The organism is Mucilaginibacter sp. (assembly GCF_965277465.1).
Lineage (GTDB): Bacteria > Bacteroidota > Bacteroidia > Sphingobacteriales > Sphingobacteriaceae > Mucilaginibacter.
In genome coordinates this window covers 1,648,039-1,669,066 of record NZ_CBDICW010000002.1, presented here as the reverse complement: position 1 = coordinate 1,669,066, position 21,028 = coordinate 1,648,039, and the positions used below count along the sequence as shown (strand labels likewise).

The window sequence follows — 21,028 nt, the reverse complement described above, 5'->3', positions numbered from 1 at the left end:
TTTTATTGTGCCTGTAATATACCTCATAATTTTAAAACAAATGGATAATATCGTTATATAAATCATTCTGAAAAGGCTGATTTAACAATATTTTAACATTTTGATATGCAGTTTATTATTATTTACTTTGCAACTCAAAGTACTTTTATATACACTATTATGGATAAGTGTTTTGTTGATAAAAATTCAGTTGTACGAGAGATTTGGGGTAAAGCAGATACGGTACTGTTTATATTTGCTGGAGCTGCAGCAGAATTTGCTTTGAACAAGGCTGTGGATTGGCTTTATTTTACAGGCCGCCTGCCTGCCGATCCTTTAGGCAGATTATTTTCTACCGTAACTTACGCCCGCAAGATCATTTTTTCGAAGGAAGAAGAAGCCCTGAAATCGATTGACCTGATTACTGCTATTCATCTGGATGTTGAAAGGAAGCGGGGTGAACAAATACCCGCATGGGCCTATCGGGATGTATTATTTTTGTTGATCGATTATTCTATCCGCTCGTTTGAACTGCTTGAACACCAGTTAAGTGATACTGAAAAGACAGAAGTGTTTGAAGTTTTTAAACGGGTTGGCTTACGCATGCAGTTAACCGGATTGCCCAAAGATTATTACGACTGGCAAATAATGCGGGAAGCGCATTTACAGCAAAACCTTGTAAACAGTGCGTTTACTATTGATCTTTATCGGCAGTATAAAAGACATTTGGGTAGCATCAGATATGTATTACTTATACAAGTGCAGCAAATGCTGGTACCTCGAAAAGTAAAGGGGATGTTGTTTTCAGGAGAGGTTACCTGGCTTTACCCTGCGCTACTACTGTATAAATTTACCCGATTAATAAAATTGAATGGCTTTTTAAAAGATGCCTTATTACCGAAAGCTTATAAAGAACAGATAAAACAATTAGATATAAACCGAACGAATTAAGAGAAATTGTGCTATCCCAAAAGGAAAATGGGAATAATTGCAGGGAGAGTTGATATACCGGGCTTAAGATTAATTGGTATTTTAAATAATCTTAAGCCCGGTAATTTTTTTAATCTATAATGGTTTTTTTATAAAACCATAATTAAAGATCTAATTTAAACTACCAGCCAGAGCCTTTTTTTGCATTACCATTTTTTATATGCTCTTCTGCAGTTGCTTTACCCATAATTGCAGCCATTTTATTGCCTGCTTCATCTTTACCGGTAGCAATGTAACGACCTGATTTAATATCAATAACAGGATCGATCATTGGTACATTTTTAGTTTTTGTTTTTACTGAATACGCAGTAATTCCGCTTGTTGTTGCCATGATAAGTTTGTTTGTTTTTAAAGTTAAACCCTTTTTAGGGCATTTTGTTTTTATAATTGGTTGCCTTTATAGCTAATTAAAGCATTGCATAAGCTATAACGGGTTGGCAAGATATATAATTATGCTTAACAAACAAATTTAACTTAAGTTGAGTTTGGCAATAATTATTAACAATATACCAGGCAGGGTTTTAATAATCATTTGCCCAACAGTTAAAAATTTGATGTATTAAGACGAATTATAATTATCTGCCTATATTTACAATTCAAATTATTTAATATAAAGAGTTAGCTTAACTTCATGAAAAACAGAGATTCAAGCATTTTATACCTTGTATTAGGCTTATATTCATTAATGGTTAACTGGTATTATAACCATAACCTTATACTGCTTTTAATCAGTTATATTTTTTGGCCGCTGTATCTTATATACGAATTACTTACCGGTAACCTATCTCACGATATGTGGAAAATCATTCCGCTGTCGTATTTTAAATAGGCTTTTTACTTGTTTTTGCAGCCGTTTTAGCCGGTTGCAAAAATGCTCAATAATGCCCCAATTGTTAAAAAATGTAAAAAACGAAATACTTTATATTATTTATAGGTAAAAGTCGTTCTTTTGCTAAATAATCATATATGAAGAAAATTTCACTTATTGCTACCTTACTATCCGTGATCCTACTATTGGAAAATTGTAAAAAAGACACGGTTATTGCTTCTGCCAACTCTACTTACTATCTAATTGCTAATATTAACGACAGTACCTGGAACACCGATTCCACCAATGCAATAGTTACTTATAATACTGCTAATCAAAGTAAAGTGTTTACCTGCTCAGGCACGGTTGATAATAAGCAAATACAGTTTTCGCTTACAAAGCCTATTTCATCAAACACCAGTGGTTTCCCGCTTGGTACTTATACCGTTGATGCGACCAGTAATTTATTGATGGAGTATTTAACACCAAAACCAAATTCAACAGTATATACGCCGAATGGTATTGTTAAACCAGGCGCAGGTACTGTTACCATTACCACTGTAGATTCTGTTAAAAGTAAAATATCAGGTTCGTTCTCCTTTAATACGGTTCAAAACAATTACGATAGCAATGGCAATATTGTTTCGGTAAGTGTTAATACTATTGCAGCAGGTGGCTTTAACAGTATGCCTTATACTTTCAAAACCAAGTAATATATCCGCATAATTATCCTTAATAAAAAAAGGCTCGGTTATTTTAAAGTTATCACAAATAGTCCTTGTGATGCTTTGCTCAATTTTACCATTTTGCCAACAGCCTGACTGATATTTAAGGAATTGTTACCTTTGCAGAAATTTCAATAAATGTCTGCAAAAAATAAAGCTGTATTTTTAGATCGTGATGGTGTTTTAAACCAGGAAATGGGCGATTATGTTCGCCGGATAGAAGATTTCCATATCCTTGATAATTTTGAGGCTTTAAAAACGCTGCAAGACAAAGGTTATTTATTGCTGATAGCTACCAACCAGGGCGGCCTTGCCAAAGGCTGGTATACGGAGGATGAGTTGGCTAAAATGCACAAATCACTTAAAGACACTTACCATAATCATGGTGTTGAACTAACCGACTTTTTCTATTGCCCGCATCACCCTGATTTTACGGGCGATTGCGATTGCCGCAAACCAAAACCCGGTTTATTATTACAGGGAATTGAAAAATACAACCTTGACCCTTCCCTATCCTATTTTATTGGCGACCGTGAGCGCGATGTTGAAGCAGGCACCGCCGCAGGCGTAACCGGTATACTGATTAACAGTGATCAGCCTATAAGTACCGTATTGGACCTGATAGCTTAGTAAAGCAATTTTAAATATTCGTTATAAGCAATACTTGTAAAACATTTGTATACTTATATTCTTTTAAGCTATTACGGCCTAACAACAAATTATAATAAAAAAATTTCAAGCACATGAACGCCAAACGCTATTTAAAAAATCTCGATTCGATAATAGCCGCAATTATTGGTTTTTATGCCATTTACCTGTACACCAATTACAGTGGTGTAGGGATCTCGCCCGATTCAATTATGTATGCCAGCACGGCAACCAATATACAAGCACATGGCTCATTGCTTACTTTTAACAAAACGCCGCTTGTATTTTTCCCGGTATTTTACCCATTTTTTTTAAGCGTTATCCAATTCATTTCGCGGGTTGATCCTATCAGTGCCGGGGCAACTATCAATTCATTTTTATTCGCCATTGTAATTTTCACCAGCGGGTGGATCATGGAGAAGTTTGCAACCCATTCAAGGATCTATAAATGGCTTATCCTTCTCGCTATTATATTAAGCCCGGGTTTGCTGGAGATCTATACATATTTATGGTCAGAAACCCTTTTTATATTTGAGATACTACTGTTTGTTATTGCCTACTGGCATTACCTGCAAAGTCATTTAACCAAAGCATTGATATGGGTGGCTTTAGTAGCGGCCATCAGCTGTATAACCCGCTATGCAGGTGTCACCATAATTGGTGCTGGCGGCTTAATGCTTTTGCTGGATAATCAGTTACCTATCCGTAAAAAGATCAGCCAGATTCTTTTATTCGGCTTTTTGTCTATTTCCCTGTTGGTAGGCAACCTGATCTTAAACAAACTCTCCACAAACCTAAGCACAGGTACCCGCGAGCCATCCATAACCCCTTTTATTGATAACCTGCGTTATTTTGGCACCGTATTATGCGATTGGGCAAGTTTAAACAAGGATACCTACCCTTATGCCCCCTTACTTACCTCAGTAATATTACTTTCACTGATAGGTATTTTACTGTGGAAAGCCTACAAGGGCCGCATTAACAGTTATGAAAACATTGTAATTGCATTTGCTATAGTTTATGGGTTGTTTATTGTTATATCGGCAAGTATTTCAAGATACGAGCGCATCAATAACCGCCTTATTGCGCCAATGTTTATCCCATTGCTTATCGGCATTACCAGTTGGGTACCCGATGTTATCAAGCTGGCAAAAACAAAAGCAAAGTATGTATTAGCCGTTGTTGCTATATTATTGATGCTGGCTTTTGAGTATTCAACCTACCAAACCGATTGGCAGCGTTATGAGGACGAAGGCGACTATGGTGTACCGGGATATAGTGACGACGATTGGAATAAATCGGAGTTTGTAGTTTATCTGCGCCAGCATAAAGACATTTTTAAACCCGGTGTGCCCATTTATACGGATGCTGATGAAGCTGTTTATCTGTTTACCGGCATGTCATCATTCCTGATACCGCATAAATTTTTCAAGGCCGATGTACAGAAGTTTTATGCACACAAGCACTTTTATTTAATTTGGTTCGGTAACCTTTATAATACCGAATTACTTAGCCTGCCGGATATTATGAAGAATAAAAAGCTAATAAAAATTGGCGGGGCAAAAGAAGGAACGGTTTATTATTGCGAGGAATAAGCTGTATTGAAAGGTCAGGTTTGAGCGATAGCCCGGAATTTAATTTTGTTCTTCTGTATTTGAAATAAACAAATCAAACTTTTATTTTGATTTAATAAACAACTCCCTATATTTGCAAGGCTCATCTATAGTTTTACTATACAAAAAATGAACGGTTATACATTATATCATTTGCACCTGCACCATCACCACCATGTGGTGATTAGATAATGTATGTTTCTACGTGAAATAACAACCTCCGTTTGTACTTTTTATTATAGTTCCTTAAATCCATTCAGTGAAAACACTTAAAATAGCGATCCAAAAATCGGGTCGGCTCAACGAAAAATCCGTTGAATTATTAAAAAATTGCGGCCTTAATTTTGAAAATTACAAAAGCTCGCTTATCTCTCCTGTTTCTAATTTCCCGCTCGAAATTCTTTTTCTGCGCGATGATGATATCCCCGAATATGTACAGGATGGCATTGCCGACCTGGGTATAGTGGGCGAAAACGTGATACAGGAAACCGAAGTTGAAGTAAGCTACCTGCAAAGGCTTGGCTTTGGTAAATGCTCACTTAAAATTGCAGTACCCAATACTAATGATATTCAAAACCTTGATGAGCTTAACGGCAAATCAATTGCTACTACCTATCCTGCCATCCTTGGTAAATTCCTGAAAGATAAAGGCATCCAGGCTGATATCCGCACCATTTCGGGCTCGGTTGAAATTTCACCGGGTTTGGGGTTAAGCGATGCCATCTGCGATTTGGTATCAACCGGTGGAACGCTGAAAAGCAATGGCCTGAAACCATTTTGTGATGTTATGTCATCCGAAGCTGTGCTTATCGGTCGTAAAGGAAGCGAAAATGAAGACCTGGTTATCGAGCTCATTCAGCGCATCCAATCGGTATTAAGAGCAAAAGAAACCAAATACGTAGTTTTAAACGTTCTTAGAGATAACCTGCCTTCTATTATAGCATTGCTGCCGGGTGTTAAAAGCCCATCAGTAGTACCATTGGCCGAAGAAAACTGGGTTGCGGTACACACCGTTATACCTGAACGTGATTTTTGGGACAGGATAAGCCAGCTGAAACAAGCCGGAGCACAGGGCATTGTAGTAATGCCTATAGAAAAAATAATTTTATAGTTTGCTTTTTGTTGAAGCATTTAACTGCAAGCCGAATGAAGACCTATAATTATGCAGATCTGAATACAGCACAAATTCAAAAACTGGTTCAGCGTAATGTTGACCCGGCTAATGAGATCCGCGCCATTGTTGAAGATGTTATTGCACATGTACAGCAAAATGGTGATAGCGCCCTGTTTGATTATGCTTTAAAATTTGATAAGGTTGAGCTTAATAAATTATATTTAGATAAGGCTGAACTTACTGAAATTGCAGCTGCAGTTTCGGCAGATCAAAAAGCGGCGCTTCAAGTAGCGTATAATAACATCTATAAATTTCACCATACACAGTTAAAAACCGAAGATAAGGTTGAAACCATGCCTGGTGTAACCTGCTGGCGCGAGCTTAGGCCCATTGAAAAGGTTGGTCTGTATATTCCGGGTGGAACGGCTGTTTTACCAAGCACCTTTTTAATGTTAGGTATACCGGCACAAATTGCTGGCTGTCATGAAATTGTGGTGTGCTCGCCTCCTCAAAAAAACGGCAAGGTCAATGCTTTTATAGCTTATGTAGCTTTGCTTTTAGGTATTGATAAGATATACCTTGCCGGTGGCTCACAAGCCATAGCCGCTATGGCTTACGGCACCGAAACTATCACCAGAGTTGATAAGATATTTGGCCCTGGCAACCAGTTTGTAACCAAGGCTAAAACCATCATACAATCAACCACTACCACGGCTATTGATATGCCGGCAGGCCCATCAGAAGTATTAGTTATAGCTGATGAAACTGCCAACCCTGTTTATGTAGCTGCCGATCTGCTTGCCCAGGCCGAACACGGAATGGATAGCCAAGCCATATTGGTTTGCACATCTGCCCAGATAGCCGAAGCCGTTTCGACAGAAGTTAGTAAACAGGTACCCGTATTGCCTCGTGCCGAAATTGTAGTAAAAGCGTTGGAGAACTCCTACATAGTAATAACCGGTAACCTTGATGAGGCCATGCAGTTTAGCAACCAATACGCCCCGGAGCATTTAATATTGGCAACCGAAAACTGGAAGCTGATAACACCAAAGATCATTAACGCGGGATCTGTATTTTTAGGCAACCTGACGCCCGAGAGTGCTGGCGACTATGCATCAGGAACCAACCATACGCTACCAACCAGCTCCTATTCAAGGGCTTATTCGGGTGTGTCTGTTGATTCATTTGTAAAGAAGATCACCTTTCAGCATATAACGCCCGATGGGATTCAAAACATTGGCCCATCCGTTGAGATCCTGGCCGAATTGGAAGGGTTACATGCCCACAAAAATGCAGTAACAGTAAGAATGAAGTAATAAAATAACCAATCGTCATTGTGAGGGATGAAGCAATCACCGGTATACAGAGCCGCTCTGTATAATTTGCAACTGCTTCATTCATCGATATAATGGTTGAACTAACACAACAAACATCAATAACATGTTTAGTATAGATAATATATTACGCGAAAACATAAAAAACCTAATCCCCTACTCCTCTGCAAGGGATGAGTACCAGGGCGAGGCAAGTGTTTTTTTGGATGCAAACGAAAATGCTTTCGGCTCACCCCTTGAGCAGCAATATAACCGCTATCCTGATCCGTTGCAATACCATGTAAAAAAACGCTTAAGTGAAATAAAGGGATTGCCGGTACGTAATATATTTTTAGGTAACGGCAGCGATGAGGCTATTGATATTTTGTTCCGCAGCTTTTGCAACCCGGGTGTTGATAATGTGATACTGGTACCACCAACCTATGGCATGTACCAGGTATCGGCAAATATTAATGATATAGCCGTAAAAAACATACCACTAACCGAAGATTTTCAGCTTAACCTGGAAGGCATAGCCGAAGCCATTGACAAAAATACCAAGCTGATCTTTATCTGCTCGCCAAATAACCCTACGGGTAACTCTATCAACCGTGCAGATGTAGAAACACTGCTGACCAATTTTAACGGTATTGCTGTAGTTGATGAGGCTTATATCAATTTCAGCCGTCAAAAAACTTTTATACAGGAACTTACCGAATATGGTAACCTTGTAGTATTGCAAACCCTTAGTAAAGCATGGGGACTTAGCAGGTTTACGCCTGGGCATGGCCTTTGCCAGCGAAGAGATCATTGAGGTGATGAACAAAGTAAAGCCACCTTACAACATTAATGAGGCATCACAGGAATTGGCATTGCAGGCATTAGACAATGTAGACCAGGTAAACAGCTGGATACGGGAAACGCTGTTGCAGCGAGATAAGCTGGTATTAGGTTTAAAAGACTTTGATTTTGTGCTAGATATTTACCCATCTGATGCTAACTTTATCCTGGTAAAAACTACCGATGCCAAAAGGTATATATAATTTTTTAGTTAACAAGGGAATAATTGTGCGCAACCGTTCAAAAGTTGACCTTGTGTGAAGGTTGCCTGCGCATCACTGTTGGTACGCCCGACGAAAACAATATTTTACTCCAAACTTTACAGGAACTTTAAATGAACAAGCTTCAAAAAGTACTGTTTATTGACCGCGATGGTACTACTGATAAAAGAAACTACCGACGAACAGATCGACTCGTTCGCAAAGCTGGAGTTTTATCCGGGTGCTTTACAATACCTGCCTAAAATTGCAGCCGAGTTTGATTTTGAATTGGTGATGGTTACCAACCAGGATGGCTTGGGTACCGCATCTTATCCGGAAGATACTTTTTGGCCGGTACAAAACTTTATAGTTAAAACACTGGCGAACGAAGGCGTTGTATTTTCAAACTTTTGTATCGACAGAACCTTCCCTGCTCAGAATGCACCTACCCGTAAACCGGGCATAGGCATGCTGATCCAATACCTTGATTCGGAAAAGTATGATCTGAAAGGCTCTTTCACTATTGGTGATCGTAAAAACGATGTGTTGTTAGGTCATAATTTAGGTGCAAAAGCTATCTGGCTAAATGATAATTCAAACTTGGGCAGCCACGAATTTAGCGGACAGGCCGAAGAAGATGCCATAAAAAGCACCGTTGCTTTAGAAACTACCGATTGGCAAAAGATCTATGAGTTTTTAAAACTTGGGCAGCGCGTGTTTGAACATCGCCGTTCAACTAAGGAAACCGACATCTACATAAAAATAAACCTTGACGGCAAGGGCGAGGCAAAGGTATCCACAGGCGTACATTTCTTTGATCATATGCTTGATCAGATAGCCCGCCACGGTAATATCGATCTGGAAATTATAGCACAGGGCGATCTGCATATTGATGAGCATCATACCATTGAAGATACCGGCATTGCGCTTGGCGAAGTTTTTGCCATGGCTTTGGGTAATAAAAAAGGAATTGAGCGCTATGGTTTTTGCCTGCCGATGGATGATTGCCTTGCACAGGCAGCCATTGATTTTGGCGGCCGCAACTGGATAGTTTGGGATGCCGAATTTAAAAGGGAAAAAATTGGCGAAATGCCTACCGAAATGTTCTTTCACTTTTTCAAATCATTCTCTGATGCAGCAAAATGCAATCTTAATATAAAAGCAGAAGGTGATAACGAGCATCATAAAATTGAAGCTATATTTAAGGCCTTTGCTAAGGCAATAAAAATGGCAGTAAAACGCGATGTAAATAACATGGTTTTACCGAGCACAAAGGGATTGTTATAAACGATGGGGAAATAAGCACAGGGAAAAATCCAGGTCTTATATTTCAAATCCAAAGCATAAAAATGATAGGTATAGTTTATTACGGCGCAGGCAACATCTTTTCATTGACAGCCGCTTTAAAGCGGTTGGGCATCCCCTATGGGATGATTACCAGGGAAGAAGATTTTGAGCAGTACAACCGTTATATTATTCCTGGTGTAGGCCATGCAGGTGCTGCTATGAACAAATTGGAGCAAACAGGCCTGGTACCAAAAATTAAAGCACTTAACAAGCCTACCTTAGGTATATGTGTAGGCATGCAGTTGTTAACCGCGTATTCGGAGGAAGGCGACTCTAAACTTTTGGATCTTTTCCCTATAAATACGCTAAAATTTACCAGCAGCGCTGATCACAAAGTACCTCACACAGGTTGGAACCGCGTGTATCCCGAAAAAGAAAACCCACTATTTCAAAACATTCCGGACGGATCACACTTTTACTTTGTACATTCATACTTTATTGAGTATAATAATTTATATACTTTATCGTCAACAACTTATACAAACAAGTTTTCGGCATCAATCTGGAGGGATAATTTTTATGGCGTACAGTTCCATCCCGAAAAATCAGGTGCTTATGGTGAAACATTACTAACAAACTTCTCAAAAATATAAAAGACATGTACATTATTCCTGCAATTGATATTTTAGACAAAAAAGTGGTGCGGTTACGTGAGGGTGATTATAAGCAGGTAACTGAATATGATGTTTCCCTGGAGGAAATGATCCATAAATACCAGTCGAACGGTACAAACTTCATTCATATTATTGACCTTAATGGGGCAAAGAACGATTTCACCAACCAGCAATACCTGTTTGATGTGATCCGCAAAACAGATATGAAGGTTCAGTATGGTGGTGGTATCCGCAGTATTGATAAGGTAAAGGAACTTATTGATGCCGGTGTACATCGTGTTATTGTTGGTACACAGGCCTTAACCAACCCGTCATTTTTAAAAGAATTAAGCAAAGAGATTTGCGGAAAAGACAAATGTTCTGACCAGGTGGTTATTGCCATAGATGTGCTTGACGAGGTGATCAAATACTCCGGCTGGATGGAAAGCTCACCTATAAAGCTGATGGATTACGTTGATAAATGCCTTCAATTGGGCTTTTTCAGGTTTTTATGTACCGATATTAATAAAGATGGCAAATTAGGTGGTGCAGGTGTTGACCTGTATGCCAAACTGCTTGACCATTCACCATTTATTAAGCTGATAGCCTCTGGTGGTGTTAGCTCAATGGCAGATGTTGAACAATTAAACAGTATTAAGGTAGAATCATGTGTAGTGGGTAAAGCCATTTATGAAGGCCATATATCTATAGAAGAAATAAAAAACTGGAATTTAGAATCTCTGATTTCTATATAGTAATCAGCCCAAACCAACAAGTATTTAGTCAGTTAGAAAAAGTTTTGGAACAAATAGACTTGCATATCAGCTCCCCTTTTAGAGGGTTGGGGGGATTAACGAAACGAATTATCCCTTGCCTTGATGTTAAAAATGGCCGTACAGTAAAAGGTGTAAACTTTGTTGATCTGCGGGATGCAGGTGACCCGGTTGAACTTGCCTGGAACTATTCGCAGCAGGGTGCCGATGAACTGGTCTTTTTAGATATTACAGCCACCGTTGAGCGCCGCAAAACGATGGTTGAACTGGTTAAAGCTGTTGCAAGACAAATAAACATCCCCTTCACTATTGGTGGTGGCATTAACGAAATTGCTGATGCTGATGCCCTTTTAAATGCCGGTGCCGATAAAATATCCATTAACTCGGCAGCAGTGCGTAACCCGGCTTTAATTGATGAACTGGCTAAAGCCTTTGGCGTTCAGTTTGTAGTAATAGCGGTTGATACACGCATAATTGAAGGTAAAAATATTGTACACTTAAACGGCGGCCGCCTGCCTACCGAAAGGGAAACCCTGGAGTGGATAAAAGAGGCTGAAAGCCGCGGCACAGGCGAGATTTTATTAACATCCATGGATCATGACGGCACTAAAGCCGGATTTGATAACCACTTGTTAAAGCTTGTTAATAACGCGGTAAACATCCCGGTAATAGCATCGGGCGGTGCAGGTTCAGTTCAGCATTTTATTGATGTGTTTGAAAAAAGCAACGTTGATGCAGCATTGGCAGCATCTGTATTTCACTATGGTGAAATATTAATACCCGACCTGAAAAAGGTTTTGAAACAACATAATATTGAAGTAAGAGAAGTATAAACCATTAATTATAATGGGTATATACTCCCTATAAAATAAAAACAAATGAATATCGATTTCAACAAATCAGACGGACTGGTACCCGTAGTTATACAGGATGAGCAAACGCTTGAAGTGCTGATGCTGGGCTATATGAACCAGGAAGCTTATGATAAAACCGTAAAGGAAAATATAGTTACTTTTTTTCGCGTTCAAAAAGCAGGTTATGGACCAAGGGCGAAACCAGCAATAATTTTTTACATGTAAAAAGCATAAATATTGACTGCGATAACGATACCCTGCTAATTAAAGTTAAAGCAGATGGCCCTACCTGCCATACTGGTGAACGCAGTTGTTTTAAAACCGAATATAACCAGAACTTTATTTTAGAGCTGGAAAACATAATCGGCGACAGGTATGAAAACCCTGTAGAGGGATCATACGTTAACAAGCTTCAAAGAAAAGGCCTGAATAAAATAGCTCAGAAGGTTGGTGAAGAGGGTGTTGAAACCGTGATAGCGGCGCTTGCCGAAACAGAAACCGATTTGATCAATGAAACGTCAGACCTGGTATTCCACTTACTGGTTTTACTCCGCGAAAAAGGACTTAACCTTGAAAAAATAGCTAAAAATTTAGAGGCAAGACATAAGTAAGCCCTATGAAAAGCGACAATACCTATTCTGTATTGTCAACCATATATCAATTCAATGATCTCTGTAGAAAAAACAGCTGAACTAAACGGACACGGTAACCCTATATTTACGCTTGAACTATCGCAAAAACCGGGTATCTTATTTTCCGGAGGAAATGATAAAGGTGTAGTAGAGTGGAGCCTTAAAAACAATGCTTTTATTAAAGTAATGTTTAAGGTACCAGCATCAATTTATGCTATTCACTGCCCTGTTGAACTGCCTTTGATGTTTACCGGGCTCAGAAATGGCGAGGTAATGGTTTTTGATTTTATCCAGCAAAAGTTACTTCCCTCATTTAAACACCATCAAAAACCGGTATTTGATATTCAGTCGGTAAAAGGTAAGCAGGAATTGTTGGTAGCTTCGGAGGATGGTACAGTATCTATCTGGAGCCTTAAAACCTTGCAGTTAATACATACCATTAAAGTAGCCGACGATACGATCAGGTGTATCAGTATCTCGCCTGATGAAAAGCAGGTAGCCTTTGGCGGCCGCAACAACCTGATCTACATTTATGATTTAGAAGATTACACGCTGCTCAAAACCTTAAATGAGCACATCATGTCTGTTTTCTCCCTGCAATACTCCCCTTCAGGTAATTATTTGGTATCCGGTGGACGCGATGCGCAGATAAAGATCTGGGATAGCTCGTCATATAAACTAATCCATAATATCCCGGCACATTTATTTGCGGTTAACAGTATTGAGTTTCATCCTACACTGCCATATTTTGCAACGGCCAGCATGGATAAAAGCATTAAGATTTGGGGTGCAGATAATTTTAAACTTTATAAAGTGATCAGCCGCGAAAAGGGTTTTGCAAGCCACCAGCTATCCATCAATAAAATAGCATGGAATGGTAACCAGCTCATTTCTGCCAGTGATGATAAAAATATAATGTTGTGGGATATAGGGTTTGATTAAAGCACCCGCCTGATTACAGTTAGCTTGTGGGTATATCGTTTTTGTTCTTCCGAATAAATACCTTTTTCGTCAATACCATCAATTTTCACTTTGCCCGATGCATGTATTATGCGCTCATTATTCAGCATAATACCTACATGAACTATTTTACCTTCATTGTTTTCAAAAAAGGCAAGGTCACCCAATTTAGCCTCATTTAAGGTGTTTATGCCGTAACCCTGCTCAACCTGCATGCTGGCATCACGCAATAAGCTAACCCCCTGAGATCTGAATACGGCTTGTGTAAACCCGGAGCAATCTATCCCAAAGTGAGTGCGCCCACCCCATAAATAAGGTGTATTTAAAAATGATGTTGCCGTAACAGCAAGGTTTTCGGTTTCACCAATCTCCCCTATTATTTCAAATCTTTCTTCGCCCACATGGCAGGTTGTACCTTCTAAAAAAGATAGCGTGCTTCCCATAGGCAGGTAAAGGATGCTATTATTGGCTATTTTCCAAGCTTGTGTAACGGCACGATGGGTTAATGGAGGTGGGTTTTGTTTAATTCTTTTGTAAGACAGGTGGCCAAGCATATTAAATTGTAACCGTCCTATCCAACCGGGATAATTATCGTTTGATGTAATGATCTTTACCCAATTGTCCTTCCAATCAGTGATCTCAAAAGTTTCACCAAATAAAACCTGCGAAACCTGCTCGCTCCTATCGTTAGCTTCGGCACGCAAGGGTATAACAGAAAGATTACAAATACCGTATTCCATAAATTCAGGACTGTCTACGCAATTTCAGGTTTTAGGTTTCAAAAAGCAAACTACAAAAAAAGGGAAAGCAATTGAATACTTCCCCTATTTTATATTTTTATAGAGCGAATATTATTCACCCAAATGTAACCAATCTTTCTTGGCAAGCAATTCCTCTTTAGTTTCACGAATATCTTCGTCATCTACACAGCAATCAACCGGGCAAACCGCAGCACATTGGGGCTCATCATGAAAACCAACACATTCGGTACACTTATCAGGAACGATATAATATATATCATCAGATAAAGCTGCCTGGGTTTCTTCAGCATTCAAAGTATTGCCATCGCCAAAATCTATCAGCCCTTTTAAGCCTGTTCCGTCTGAAAAACGCCATGCTGCACCAGCATCATATATGGCATTATTAGGGCATTCAGGTTCGCAAGCTCCGCAGTTTATGCATTCGTCGGTGATTTTAATCGCCATATTTCTTTATATCTTATAATCTCAATTAACTTTGCCTGATATTAACAGGCACGCAAATATAACAAAAAAAGAGTTTAAGGGTTTCCATCCTTACCATATATATGTCAAAAATTAACAGATCGCGCTTAATTGCTGCATTTACAGAGCTTGGTGACCAGCTGAGCAACCCAACCGAAGCCCTGTGGGCCATGATAGAGAGTGAACGCCAATACAACGCGTGGTTTACATCAGAAAGTGTTTTAAGAGCTATAAAGGCTATTGGCGGCATGTTAAACACCGCTGATCTGAGCCAATGGCTGGATAATTATAACTTTAATGCCGATAAGCCATCAAAAAAGGTAGGCCTTATTTTGGCGGGCAATATTCCGCTGGTAGGTTTTCATGATGTTTTATGTGTGCTGATAACCGGGAACATTGCCTTAATTAAAGCATCATCACAGGATGCAAGGCTTATTAAAAATGTTTTACAGATGCTGGTTGGTATTGAACCTGCTTTTGCAAACCGTTACAGCTTTGTTGAAAGATTAGAGAATTTTGATGCCGTTATTGCTACCGGCAGTAATAACACTTCGCGCTATTTTGAATATTACTTTGGTAAAGTGCCCAACATTATCAGGAAGAACCGCACCAGTGTAGCCCTGCTTACCGGGCATGAAACTACCGAGCAGCTATTTGAACTGGGCCATGATATTTTTGATTATTTCGGTTTGGGCTGCCGTAACGTATCAAAGCTGTTGGTACCCAAGGGGTATAACTTTAATTTCTTTTTTGAATCGATAGAGGTTTATAACCCCATTATCCATCATAATAAATACAATAACAATTATGGTTATAACCGGTCTATTTATCTTGTAGGCAGCGAGCAGCACTTAGATAATAATTTCCTGATCCTGAAAGAAAGTGATAAGCTGGCATCGCCGCTTGCCGTTTTATTTTACAGCTATTATGATAGTTTGAAAGCTGCCGAAACGCTTTTGGAAACCGAAAGTGATAACATACAATGTATTGTTACTGCTGCACCAGTCAAAGTAAAAAACCAGGTGGTTGATTTTGGTAAAAGTCAGCAGCCGGCCCTTTGGGATTATGCCGATGGTGTGGATACTATGGCGTTTTTAACAGCCATTTAATTATTAACACCTGTTAATTACAGGGTAAGCTTTTTAAAAATTTAAATGCCGCTTTATATTACCGGCACATAATGTTTGGAGGGTTTACCCTGGTTAATTTCTATCTTTTAATTTAGATAGAGATAGGTTTTAAGGGGTAATAGAATAGTATTAGATTAATTAAATTAACCAATCATTCACCCCAGGCGGTCACGATCAGGCTTCTTTCACCTCCTTGGTTGCGGTGTTCGCATAAATATATCCCCTGCCACATGCCTAATGCCAGCCGACCGTTACGGATAGGAATAGTTACCGAGCTGCCCAGCATAGCGGCTTTTAAATGCGCCGGCATATCGTCAGATCCTTCGTCATTATGCAAATAATCAGGATCATTTTCAGGGACAGCCTTATTAAAATAAGTTTCAAAATCTTTCCTTACGGTTGGGTCGGCATTTTCATTAATGGTTAATGCGGCCGAGGTATGCTGAATAAATACCTGGCAAATGCCCATATTTATTTCGCTGATAGCTGGCAAAGCATACAACACTTCAGAAGTAATCAAATGGAAACCTCTTCGCTTTTCACGCAACCTGAATGCCTGCTGATAAATTCTCATAAGTAAATACTACTCCTAAACCAACGCTTATTATTGTTGCTGCGGATTATACGGATGCACAGAAATAACACTATCAACCACAAAATTGCTTACACCGCGCCAAGGCAAGGTATGCATATACTCTTTGTAATGCAGTTCAATATATGCACCTGCACTTTTATTCAGCTTATCAGCCACCTTTTCGTCTGTTACCGAAAACATAAACTCGTTTGATTGTATACTACCCTGTGTTGGCGTACGGATACCCGCCTGGATCAGCCTGCCCTCATAGGTTTTAAACATATAACCCTTATGTACAAAGTAGTTCATAGTACCGGCTTTGGTACCATCCCCAAAAACAAAATAATACCGGTAATAAATGGTACCTGCCAGTATTAGCAATACTATAGTTAGTGAAATGGTTACAATACGTTTTTTCATGTTTATTACTTGTTTAAGGTATTTAACAACAATAATAGCAAATTGTAAGCATCAACTCAATATTTTGTTAGCAGACAAAAGCCAAGCTTATAACACACAAATTAGCAAGGTGTTACAAATCAGCATTGCGTTTTCAAGTGCATAACTTAACATTGTGTTATACTTAGGATGATTTTTTGTTAATTTTAAATCAACAAAGCGCTTTTATCAACCATGAAAAAATATATTCTGCTGCTAATAATCAATGTTTGCTTGCTCTCCGCACAAGCACAAACAGATCCGAAAACACCGGCCTCAATAGCCAATAATGGCAAAGTATGGACCTCCATTTTTCAGCAACGCGCAGCAGAATATAAAGCCCTTTGTTTCCAGGCATATAATATAGCAAGGTTAAGATTAGACATGGCCATAAAGAAGCATCATACAAAGCCGTATGCTGTTATTACCGATATTGATGAAACCCTGTTAGATAACAGCCCTTACGACGCACAAAGAGCTATAAACAACCAGGAGTTTAGCCCTAACAGCTGGAAAGAATGGACCGCCAAAGCCATTTGCGATACCGTACCCGGCGCAGCATCTTTTTTTAAGTATGCCGCATCAAAAGGTGTAACCATATTTTATATTACCAACCGCGACGAAGATGAACGCCCCGGCACTATTAAAAATTTACAGTTATATAATTTACCTAATGCTGATGATGCACATTTATTACTTCGCTCAAAAACATCAAGTAAGGAAACACGGCGGCTGGATGTTTTAAAATCGCACCAGATATTATTGTTATGTGGCGATAACCTGCCCGATTTTGACCTGCTTTATGACAACCACCCCGATGAAGCAAACAGGGCGGCAATTACCGAAAAGTTAAAAAAGGAGTTTGGCAACCGCTATATTATATTGCCAAATGTTAGCTATGATGATTGGGAAAACGCCATTTTTAATTATAACAATAAGCTTACTAACGCGCAAAAAGACTCCATAATTAAAGCAAAGCTTAAAACTGTTCCACGGTAAATTAACAAAGCTTACTTGCTGTAAATTATTAATAAAACAACAAAGCCGCCCCATATAGGGTGCGGCTTTGTTGTTAGACAGTGATATTGTAGTTTTTAAAAATGGAATAATAATTTAGTAAATATGCGCATACCATTAAAGCCCATTTGTACAGCTTCAAACGGACCACCTGATTCGCTGTCGCCAAAAGAACTGCTTCCGCTGGTTGCACTTGACGAACCCGGTACAATTGCTTTACCCGGATGTACGTTAAACAAGTTGTCAACGCCGGCAGTCCATGATACGATCTTGCTTACTTTGTATGATACATAAAGATCAGTAGTTACTTTAGGTTTGAAATCAAATATTTCAGGAACTACACCGCTTCCGTTATCCAAAGATACGTAAGGGAAAAACGGATCAGCTGAGGTTGATGGTGTGCTGGCTTCGCCAAAACCTAATTCCTTTACGTCGCCATAATAAGTAAGGTGCGTACCGAACGATAGTTTTTTAACACCATACTCCATGCTCAATGTGAACTTAGCTTTAGGCGCACTTGCTTTTAGGAAATATTGCTCCCTGTCGCTAAAGAAAGTAGCACTATCAGATGCTGAACCTTTAAATGTTGCAGGTACATTGATCTTATTGATGGTTAAACCCTGGATGTTACCGGCTAACAAAGCAGTAAAGTGACTATTATTGTCCCAACGTTTTTTGTAATCAATAACAATATCAATACCCCTGTTTGTTGTATTAACCGCATTGGCAAAGAATTGAGCATCACCAATACCATTACTATTTAATATATTTTGTAATGGTGCACCTAATGTTGCATCATCAGCAGCATATAAGCCCGAGATAACAATTCTGTTTTTAATGATAATATCATAACCATCAACAGTAACCGTTAAGTTATGCGTAGGCTGCCATGCAAAACCTAAGCTGTAGTTAACAGAAGTTTCAGGAGTTAATTTTGGGATACCAGCAGTTTCAGCAACGGCCGAGTAGTTAGGTACCAGCTTTGTATACACCAGGTTACCACCAATTATGGAGGTGTTGGTATTACTAAAGTTAATTTGCTGTAATGATGGTGCACGGAAACCTGTGCTTATTGAGCCGCGTACGTTAAAATTGCTGGTTAATTTATAACGTGTTGCAAATTTTGAGGTTGATACAAATCCAAAATCAGAGTAGTTTTCAAAACGTTCGGCCATATCAATCAACCAAAGTTTGGTTACATCAAAAGCAAGTTCGCCATAACCGCCTTCATTGGTACGGTGTGCTTTTACGGCATCACTTGGCTGGTAACCCGGGTAACCTTCAGAACCTGAAGCTTTTGAAATAAGTGAATCCTGTCCTTTTGACCCTTTAACCGGTAAAGTAGCACCACCATTTATGTATGAGTTAGGCTCACCTGCATAAAGGCTGTAACGCTCATACCTGAACTCACCACCAAATGATAATTGTAAACCTTCGCCTATACCTTTAAAGCGTTTGGTTATATCAGCATTTGCAGTGTTTTGCAAAAAGTTAAAGCCACCATCATCAAAACGGGTTTGAATTGGCTGGCCTGCAACGTAAGGCAATGAAGCATTAAATGTTTTATTACCCCAGTAATGGAAATCATTACGACCAGTGTTATCACTGATGTCCCAATCCCAATCACCTTCGGTTGTTCCTCTGAAACCAAAAGCTGCCGACATATCCTTTATGTATACATCTTCCTGCGGATTGTAGTAAACATTGTTAGGATCGAACGGAGCGCCAGCCGGAGCATCAACCTTCATTACACTGGGTACAAAAATAAGTGCACCTGTTGTAGGGTCGGTTGGGAATTTTGTAGGGTTTTGACGAAGACCATTATCATAGTTCCAGCTTCTGGTGTAAGCATAAACGTTGGAGTGTTTATAGTTATAACCACCAAACGAATAAAAGGTAGTATTGGTTCCTTTTAAAGGTACTTCCATATTATACATGGCACCACCTGATGCTACCGAGCCATCACCAAAAGCACGGCGCTCACGGCTTACCGCCAAAGAAGGATCTTCCCTGAAAGTTTTTCCCTGATCTTCATAGTTACCGCCTACGTTAAGGAAGCCACCATTTTTACCTATAGATACACCATAATCACCACCTAAGGTAAATGTTTGGCCATCAAATTTTTTGCCTGTGTAATAAGCAGCAGGATCTGAATAATTTAAGGTATTGTATTTTTGATCGTTATAACCGCTGAAACCTGCATTTAAGGTAAGATGATTTACATCCTTTTTCAAAACAAGGTTAATTACACCGGCTATCGCATCAGAACCATACTGGGCCGATGCACCATCACGCAATATTTCCACGTGATCAATAGCAGCTTCGGGTATAGCGTTTAGGTCGGTACCGCTATTACCACGACCACGGGTACCTACCTCATTAACAAAGGCAGATAAGTGACGGCGTTTGCCATTTACCAAAACCAATGTCTGGTCAAATCCTAAACCACGTAAGCTTGCAAAGTCAATAGCATCTGATCCGTCGCCACCGCTTTGTTTGTTATAATTAAAGGATGGTACAGCCTGGTTAAGCTGGCTCATTAAATCGGGTTTTGCAGTAGTTGCGCCAACCTGATTAACGTTGAGCACATCAACCGGTACCGGTGAATCAGTTTTAGTACGGCCCGCACCGCGGCTACCTACTACTACAACTTCTTTTAATGATTCTGATGATAATTTCATTTCCACGTCCATAACCTTGCTTTCGCCGGCAGTAATGGTTACGTTCATGGTTGCTTTTTCATAACCAATAGCCGAAAAAATAACGTTGTAAGTTCCGGCTTTTAAAGTCAGCGCATACTTACCATCAATGTCGGTTGTGGTTCCTGAGCCGTATGGTAATGCCTGTACGCTGGCGCCTTGTATAGGCTTACCAGCAACAGTAACCGTGCCTGTTAGCTTTTGGGCAAAAAGCGAAGAGCTAAACAAAATGAAAGCTCCAAATAGAATTAGGGGTAATTTTAAAGTCATAGTTGTTAATTTAGTGAGAAGTTCATGTTAATTTCTCTGTAAAATAGTTATATTTTTTAATATTTTAATACAAATTCAAAATAATATGCTTTTTTATACATTATTCACAAAATAAAATGCCGTAAAATGATAATTTCACCATAAAAAGCATAAATTTTATTAAAAAAAAAGAAATATTTTAGTATTCTGATATATAATAAATAAATCTTTAATTAAAAAAATCTTAATTTATCCAATTAAATCTGATTTTTACTTTTTTAATTGTACATGTTGATACTTTTTAATATC

19 protein-coding genes and 3 pseudogenes are annotated in these 21,028 nt (G+C 39.1%); 16 read left to right on the top strand and 6 right to left on the bottom strand.

The annotated features are described in order from the left end of the window. Positions 1–159: 159 nt before the first annotated feature. A complete protein-coding gene (locus tag ACQY4U_RS19690) occupies positions 160–930 on the top strand; it encodes an oxygenase MpaB family protein (RefSeq protein ID WP_428331165.1) in 771 nt (256 codons plus the stop codon). A gap of 160 nt (positions 931–1,090) precedes the next feature. On the opposite strand, the gene ACQY4U_RS19685 is transcribed toward ACQY4U_RS19690, so the two are convergent. Next, positions 1,091–1,300, bottom strand: coding sequence for a hypothetical protein (locus ACQY4U_RS19685; protein WP_428331164.1), 210 nt, complete (start codon positions 1,298–1,300; stop codon positions 1,091–1,093). Positions 1,301–1,600: 300 nt separating this feature from the next. Here ACQY4U_RS19685 and ACQY4U_RS19680 point away from each other — a divergent pair, with 300 nt between their 5' ends. The 13 genes and pseudogenes from ACQY4U_RS19680 (at position 1,601) to ACQY4U_RS19620 (ending at position 13,371) form a co-directional block, all read left to right on the top strand. Further along, positions 1,601–1,798, top strand: coding sequence for a hypothetical protein (locus ACQY4U_RS19680; RefSeq protein ID WP_428331163.1), 198 nt, complete (start codon positions 1,601–1,603; stop codon positions 1,796–1,798). A 137-nt stretch (positions 1,799–1,935) separates the two neighbouring features. Beyond that, the gene (locus ACQY4U_RS19675; protein ID WP_428331162.1) at positions 1,936–2,490 is read left to right on the top strand and encodes a DUF6252 family protein; all 555 of its coding nucleotides are present in this window, start codon (positions 1,936–1,938) and stop codon (positions 2,488–2,490) included. A gap of 150 nt (positions 2,491–2,640) precedes the next feature. After that, entirely contained in the window at positions 2,641–3,132 is a 492-nt protein-coding gene (locus ACQY4U_RS19670; RefSeq protein ID WP_428331161.1) for a D-glycero-alpha-D-manno-heptose-1,7-bisphosphate 7-phosphatase, read from the top strand. Between the two features lie 113 nt (positions 3,133–3,245). Continuing rightward, on the top strand, positions 3,246–4,745 hold the full coding sequence (locus ACQY4U_RS19665; protein WP_428331160.1) for a hypothetical protein: 1,500 nt from the start codon (positions 3,246–3,248) through the stop codon (positions 4,743–4,745). A 277-nt stretch (positions 4,746–5,022) separates the two neighbouring features. Next, positions 5,023–5,874, top strand: a complete 852-nt coding sequence (gene hisG / locus ACQY4U_RS19660; RefSeq protein ID WP_428331159.1) for an ATP phosphoribosyltransferase — start codon at positions 5,023–5,025, stop codon at positions 5,872–5,874. Positions 5,875–5,909: 35 nt separating this feature from the next. Further along, positions 5,910–7,193, top strand: coding sequence for a histidinol dehydrogenase (hisD, locus tag ACQY4U_RS19655; protein WP_428331158.1), 1,284 nt, complete (start codon positions 5,910–5,912; stop codon positions 7,191–7,193). 124 nt (positions 7,194–7,317) lie between these two features. Beyond that, positions 7,318–8,364 (top strand): annotated as a pseudogene (hisC, locus tag ACQY4U_RS19650) (histidinol-phosphate transaminase). Continuing rightward, positions 8,365–9,517, top strand: a pseudogene (gene hisB / locus ACQY4U_RS19645) (bifunctional histidinol-phosphatase/imidazoleglycerol-phosphate dehydratase HisB). Between the two features lie 62 nt (positions 9,518–9,579). Next, positions 9,580–10,170, top strand: a complete 591-nt coding sequence (hisH, locus tag ACQY4U_RS19640) for an imidazole glycerol phosphate synthase subunit HisH (protein ID WP_428331157.1) — start codon at positions 9,580–9,582, stop codon at positions 10,168–10,170. Positions 10,171–10,175: 5 nt separating this feature from the next. Next, positions 10,176–10,925 carry a HisA/HisF-related TIM barrel protein gene (locus ACQY4U_RS19635; protein ID WP_428331156.1) on the top strand — a complete coding sequence of 250 codons (750 nt, stop codon included), beginning with the start codon at positions 10,176–10,178 and terminating at the stop codon, positions 10,923–10,925. An 86-nt stretch (positions 10,926–11,011) separates the two neighbouring features. Then, positions 11,012–11,776, top strand: a complete 765-nt coding sequence (gene hisF, locus ACQY4U_RS19630) for an imidazole glycerol phosphate synthase subunit HisF (RefSeq protein WP_428331155.1) — start codon at positions 11,012–11,014, stop codon at positions 11,774–11,776. Positions 11,777–11,821: 45 nt separating this feature from the next. Next, positions 11,822–12,408 (top strand): annotated as a pseudogene (gene hisIE / locus ACQY4U_RS19625) (bifunctional phosphoribosyl-AMP cyclohydrolase/phosphoribosyl-ATP diphosphatase HisIE). A 54-nt stretch (positions 12,409–12,462) separates the two neighbouring features. Further along, positions 12,463–13,371: a WD40 repeat domain-containing protein gene (locus ACQY4U_RS19620; protein WP_428331154.1), complete on the top strand. Its 909-nt coding sequence runs from the start codon at positions 12,463–12,465 to the stop codon at positions 13,369–13,371. On the opposite strand, the gene ACQY4U_RS19615 is transcribed toward ACQY4U_RS19620, so the two are convergent. Further along, the gene (locus tag ACQY4U_RS19615) at positions 13,368–14,129 is read right to left on the bottom strand and encodes an NlpC/P60 family protein (RefSeq protein ID WP_428331153.1); all 762 of its coding nucleotides are present in this window, start codon (positions 14,127–14,129) and stop codon (positions 13,368–13,370) included. The genes ACQY4U_RS19620 and ACQY4U_RS19615 overlap by 4 nt on opposite strands. A gap of 111 nt (positions 14,130–14,240) precedes the next feature. Then, on the bottom strand, positions 14,241–14,594 hold the full coding sequence (locus ACQY4U_RS19610) for a 4Fe-4S dicluster domain-containing protein (protein ID WP_428331152.1): 354 nt from the start codon (positions 14,592–14,594) through the stop codon (positions 14,241–14,243). A gap of 101 nt (positions 14,595–14,695) precedes the next feature. Between ACQY4U_RS19610 and ACQY4U_RS19605 the strand changes: the two genes are divergently transcribed. Continuing rightward, entirely contained in the window at positions 14,696–15,721 is a 1,026-nt protein-coding gene (locus tag ACQY4U_RS19605) for an acyl-CoA reductase (RefSeq protein ID WP_428331151.1), read from the top strand. A gap of 172 nt (positions 15,722–15,893) precedes the next feature. Here ACQY4U_RS19605 and ACQY4U_RS19600 read toward each other — a convergent pair whose 3' ends face one another. Next, complete coding sequence (locus tag ACQY4U_RS19600) at positions 15,894–16,316, bottom strand: secondary thiamine-phosphate synthase enzyme YjbQ (protein ID WP_428331150.1); 423 nt, start codon at positions 16,314–16,316, stop codon at positions 15,894–15,896. A gap of 30 nt (positions 16,317–16,346) precedes the next feature. Further along, positions 16,347–16,736, bottom strand: a complete 390-nt coding sequence (locus ACQY4U_RS19595; RefSeq protein WP_428331149.1) for a hypothetical protein — start codon at positions 16,734–16,736, stop codon at positions 16,347–16,349. Positions 16,737–16,949: 213 nt separating this feature from the next. Here ACQY4U_RS19595 and ACQY4U_RS19590 point away from each other — a divergent pair, with 213 nt between their 5' ends. Next, the gene (locus ACQY4U_RS19590) at positions 16,950–17,753 is read left to right on the top strand and encodes a 5'-nucleotidase, lipoprotein e(P4) family (RefSeq protein ID WP_428331148.1); all 804 of its coding nucleotides are present in this window, start codon (positions 16,950–16,952) and stop codon (positions 17,751–17,753) included. Positions 17,754–17,848: 95 nt separating this feature from the next. Here ACQY4U_RS19590 and ACQY4U_RS19585 read toward each other — a convergent pair whose 3' ends face one another. Beyond that, positions 17,849–20,740 carry a TonB-dependent receptor gene (locus ACQY4U_RS19585; RefSeq protein WP_428331147.1) on the bottom strand — a complete coding sequence of 964 codons (2,892 nt, stop codon included), beginning with the start codon at positions 20,738–20,740 and terminating at the stop codon, positions 17,849–17,851. Positions 20,741–21,028: the final 288 nt, after the last annotated feature.

Excerpts from the sequence above, each read along its gene's own strand:
- ACQY4U_RS19690 (WP_428331165.1), top strand. The coding sequence starts at position 160 with ATGGATAAGTGTTTTGTTGATAAAAATTCAGTTGTACGAGAGATTTGG.
- ACQY4U_RS19685 (WP_428331164.1), bottom strand. The coding sequence starts at position 1,300 with ATGGCAACAACAAGCGGAATTACTGCGTATTCAGTAAAAACAAAAACT.
- ACQY4U_RS19680 (WP_428331163.1), top strand. The coding sequence starts at position 1,601 with ATGAAAAACAGAGATTCAAGCATTTTATACCTTGTATTAGGCTTATAT.
- ACQY4U_RS19675 (WP_428331162.1), top strand. The coding sequence starts at position 1,936 with ATGAAGAAAATTTCACTTATTGCTACCTTACTATCCGTGATCCTACTA.
- ACQY4U_RS19670 (WP_428331161.1), top strand. The coding sequence starts at position 2,641 with ATGTCTGCAAAAAATAAAGCTGTATTTTTAGATCGTGATGGTGTTTTA.
- ACQY4U_RS19665 (WP_428331160.1), top strand. The coding sequence starts at position 3,246 with ATGAACGCCAAACGCTATTTAAAAAATCTCGATTCGATAATAGCCGCA.
- hisD (WP_428331158.1), top strand. The coding sequence starts at position 5,910 with ATGAAGACCTATAATTATGCAGATCTGAATACAGCACAAATTCAAAAA.
- hisH (WP_428331157.1), top strand. The coding sequence starts at position 9,580 with ATGATAGGTATAGTTTATTACGGCGCAGGCAACATCTTTTCATTGACA.
- ACQY4U_RS19635 (WP_428331156.1), top strand. The coding sequence starts at position 10,176 with ATGTACATTATTCCTGCAATTGATATTTTAGACAAAAAAGTGGTGCGG.
- ACQY4U_RS19620 (WP_428331154.1), top strand. The coding sequence starts at position 12,463 with ATGATCTCTGTAGAAAAAACAGCTGAACTAAACGGACACGGTAACCCT.
- ACQY4U_RS19615 (WP_428331153.1), bottom strand. The coding sequence starts at position 14,129 with ATGGAATACGGTATTTGTAATCTTTCTGTTATACCCTTGCGTGCCGAA.
- ACQY4U_RS19610 (WP_428331152.1), bottom strand. The coding sequence starts at position 14,594 with ATGGCGATTAAAATCACCGACGAATGCATAAACTGCGGAGCTTGCGAA.
- ACQY4U_RS19605 (WP_428331151.1), top strand. The coding sequence starts at position 14,696 with ATGTCAAAAATTAACAGATCGCGCTTAATTGCTGCATTTACAGAGCTT.
- ACQY4U_RS19600 (WP_428331150.1), bottom strand. The coding sequence starts at position 16,316 with ATGAGAATTTATCAGCAGGCATTCAGGTTGCGTGAAAAGCGAAGAGGT.
- ACQY4U_RS19595 (WP_428331149.1), bottom strand. The coding sequence starts at position 16,736 with ATGAAAAAACGTATTGTAACCATTTCACTAACTATAGTATTGCTAATA.
- ACQY4U_RS19590 (WP_428331148.1), top strand. The coding sequence starts at position 16,950 with ATGAAAAAATATATTCTGCTGCTAATAATCAATGTTTGCTTGCTCTCC.
- ACQY4U_RS19585 (WP_428331147.1), bottom strand. The coding sequence starts at position 20,740 with ATGACTTTAAAATTACCCCTAATTCTATTTGGAGCTTTCATTTTGTTT.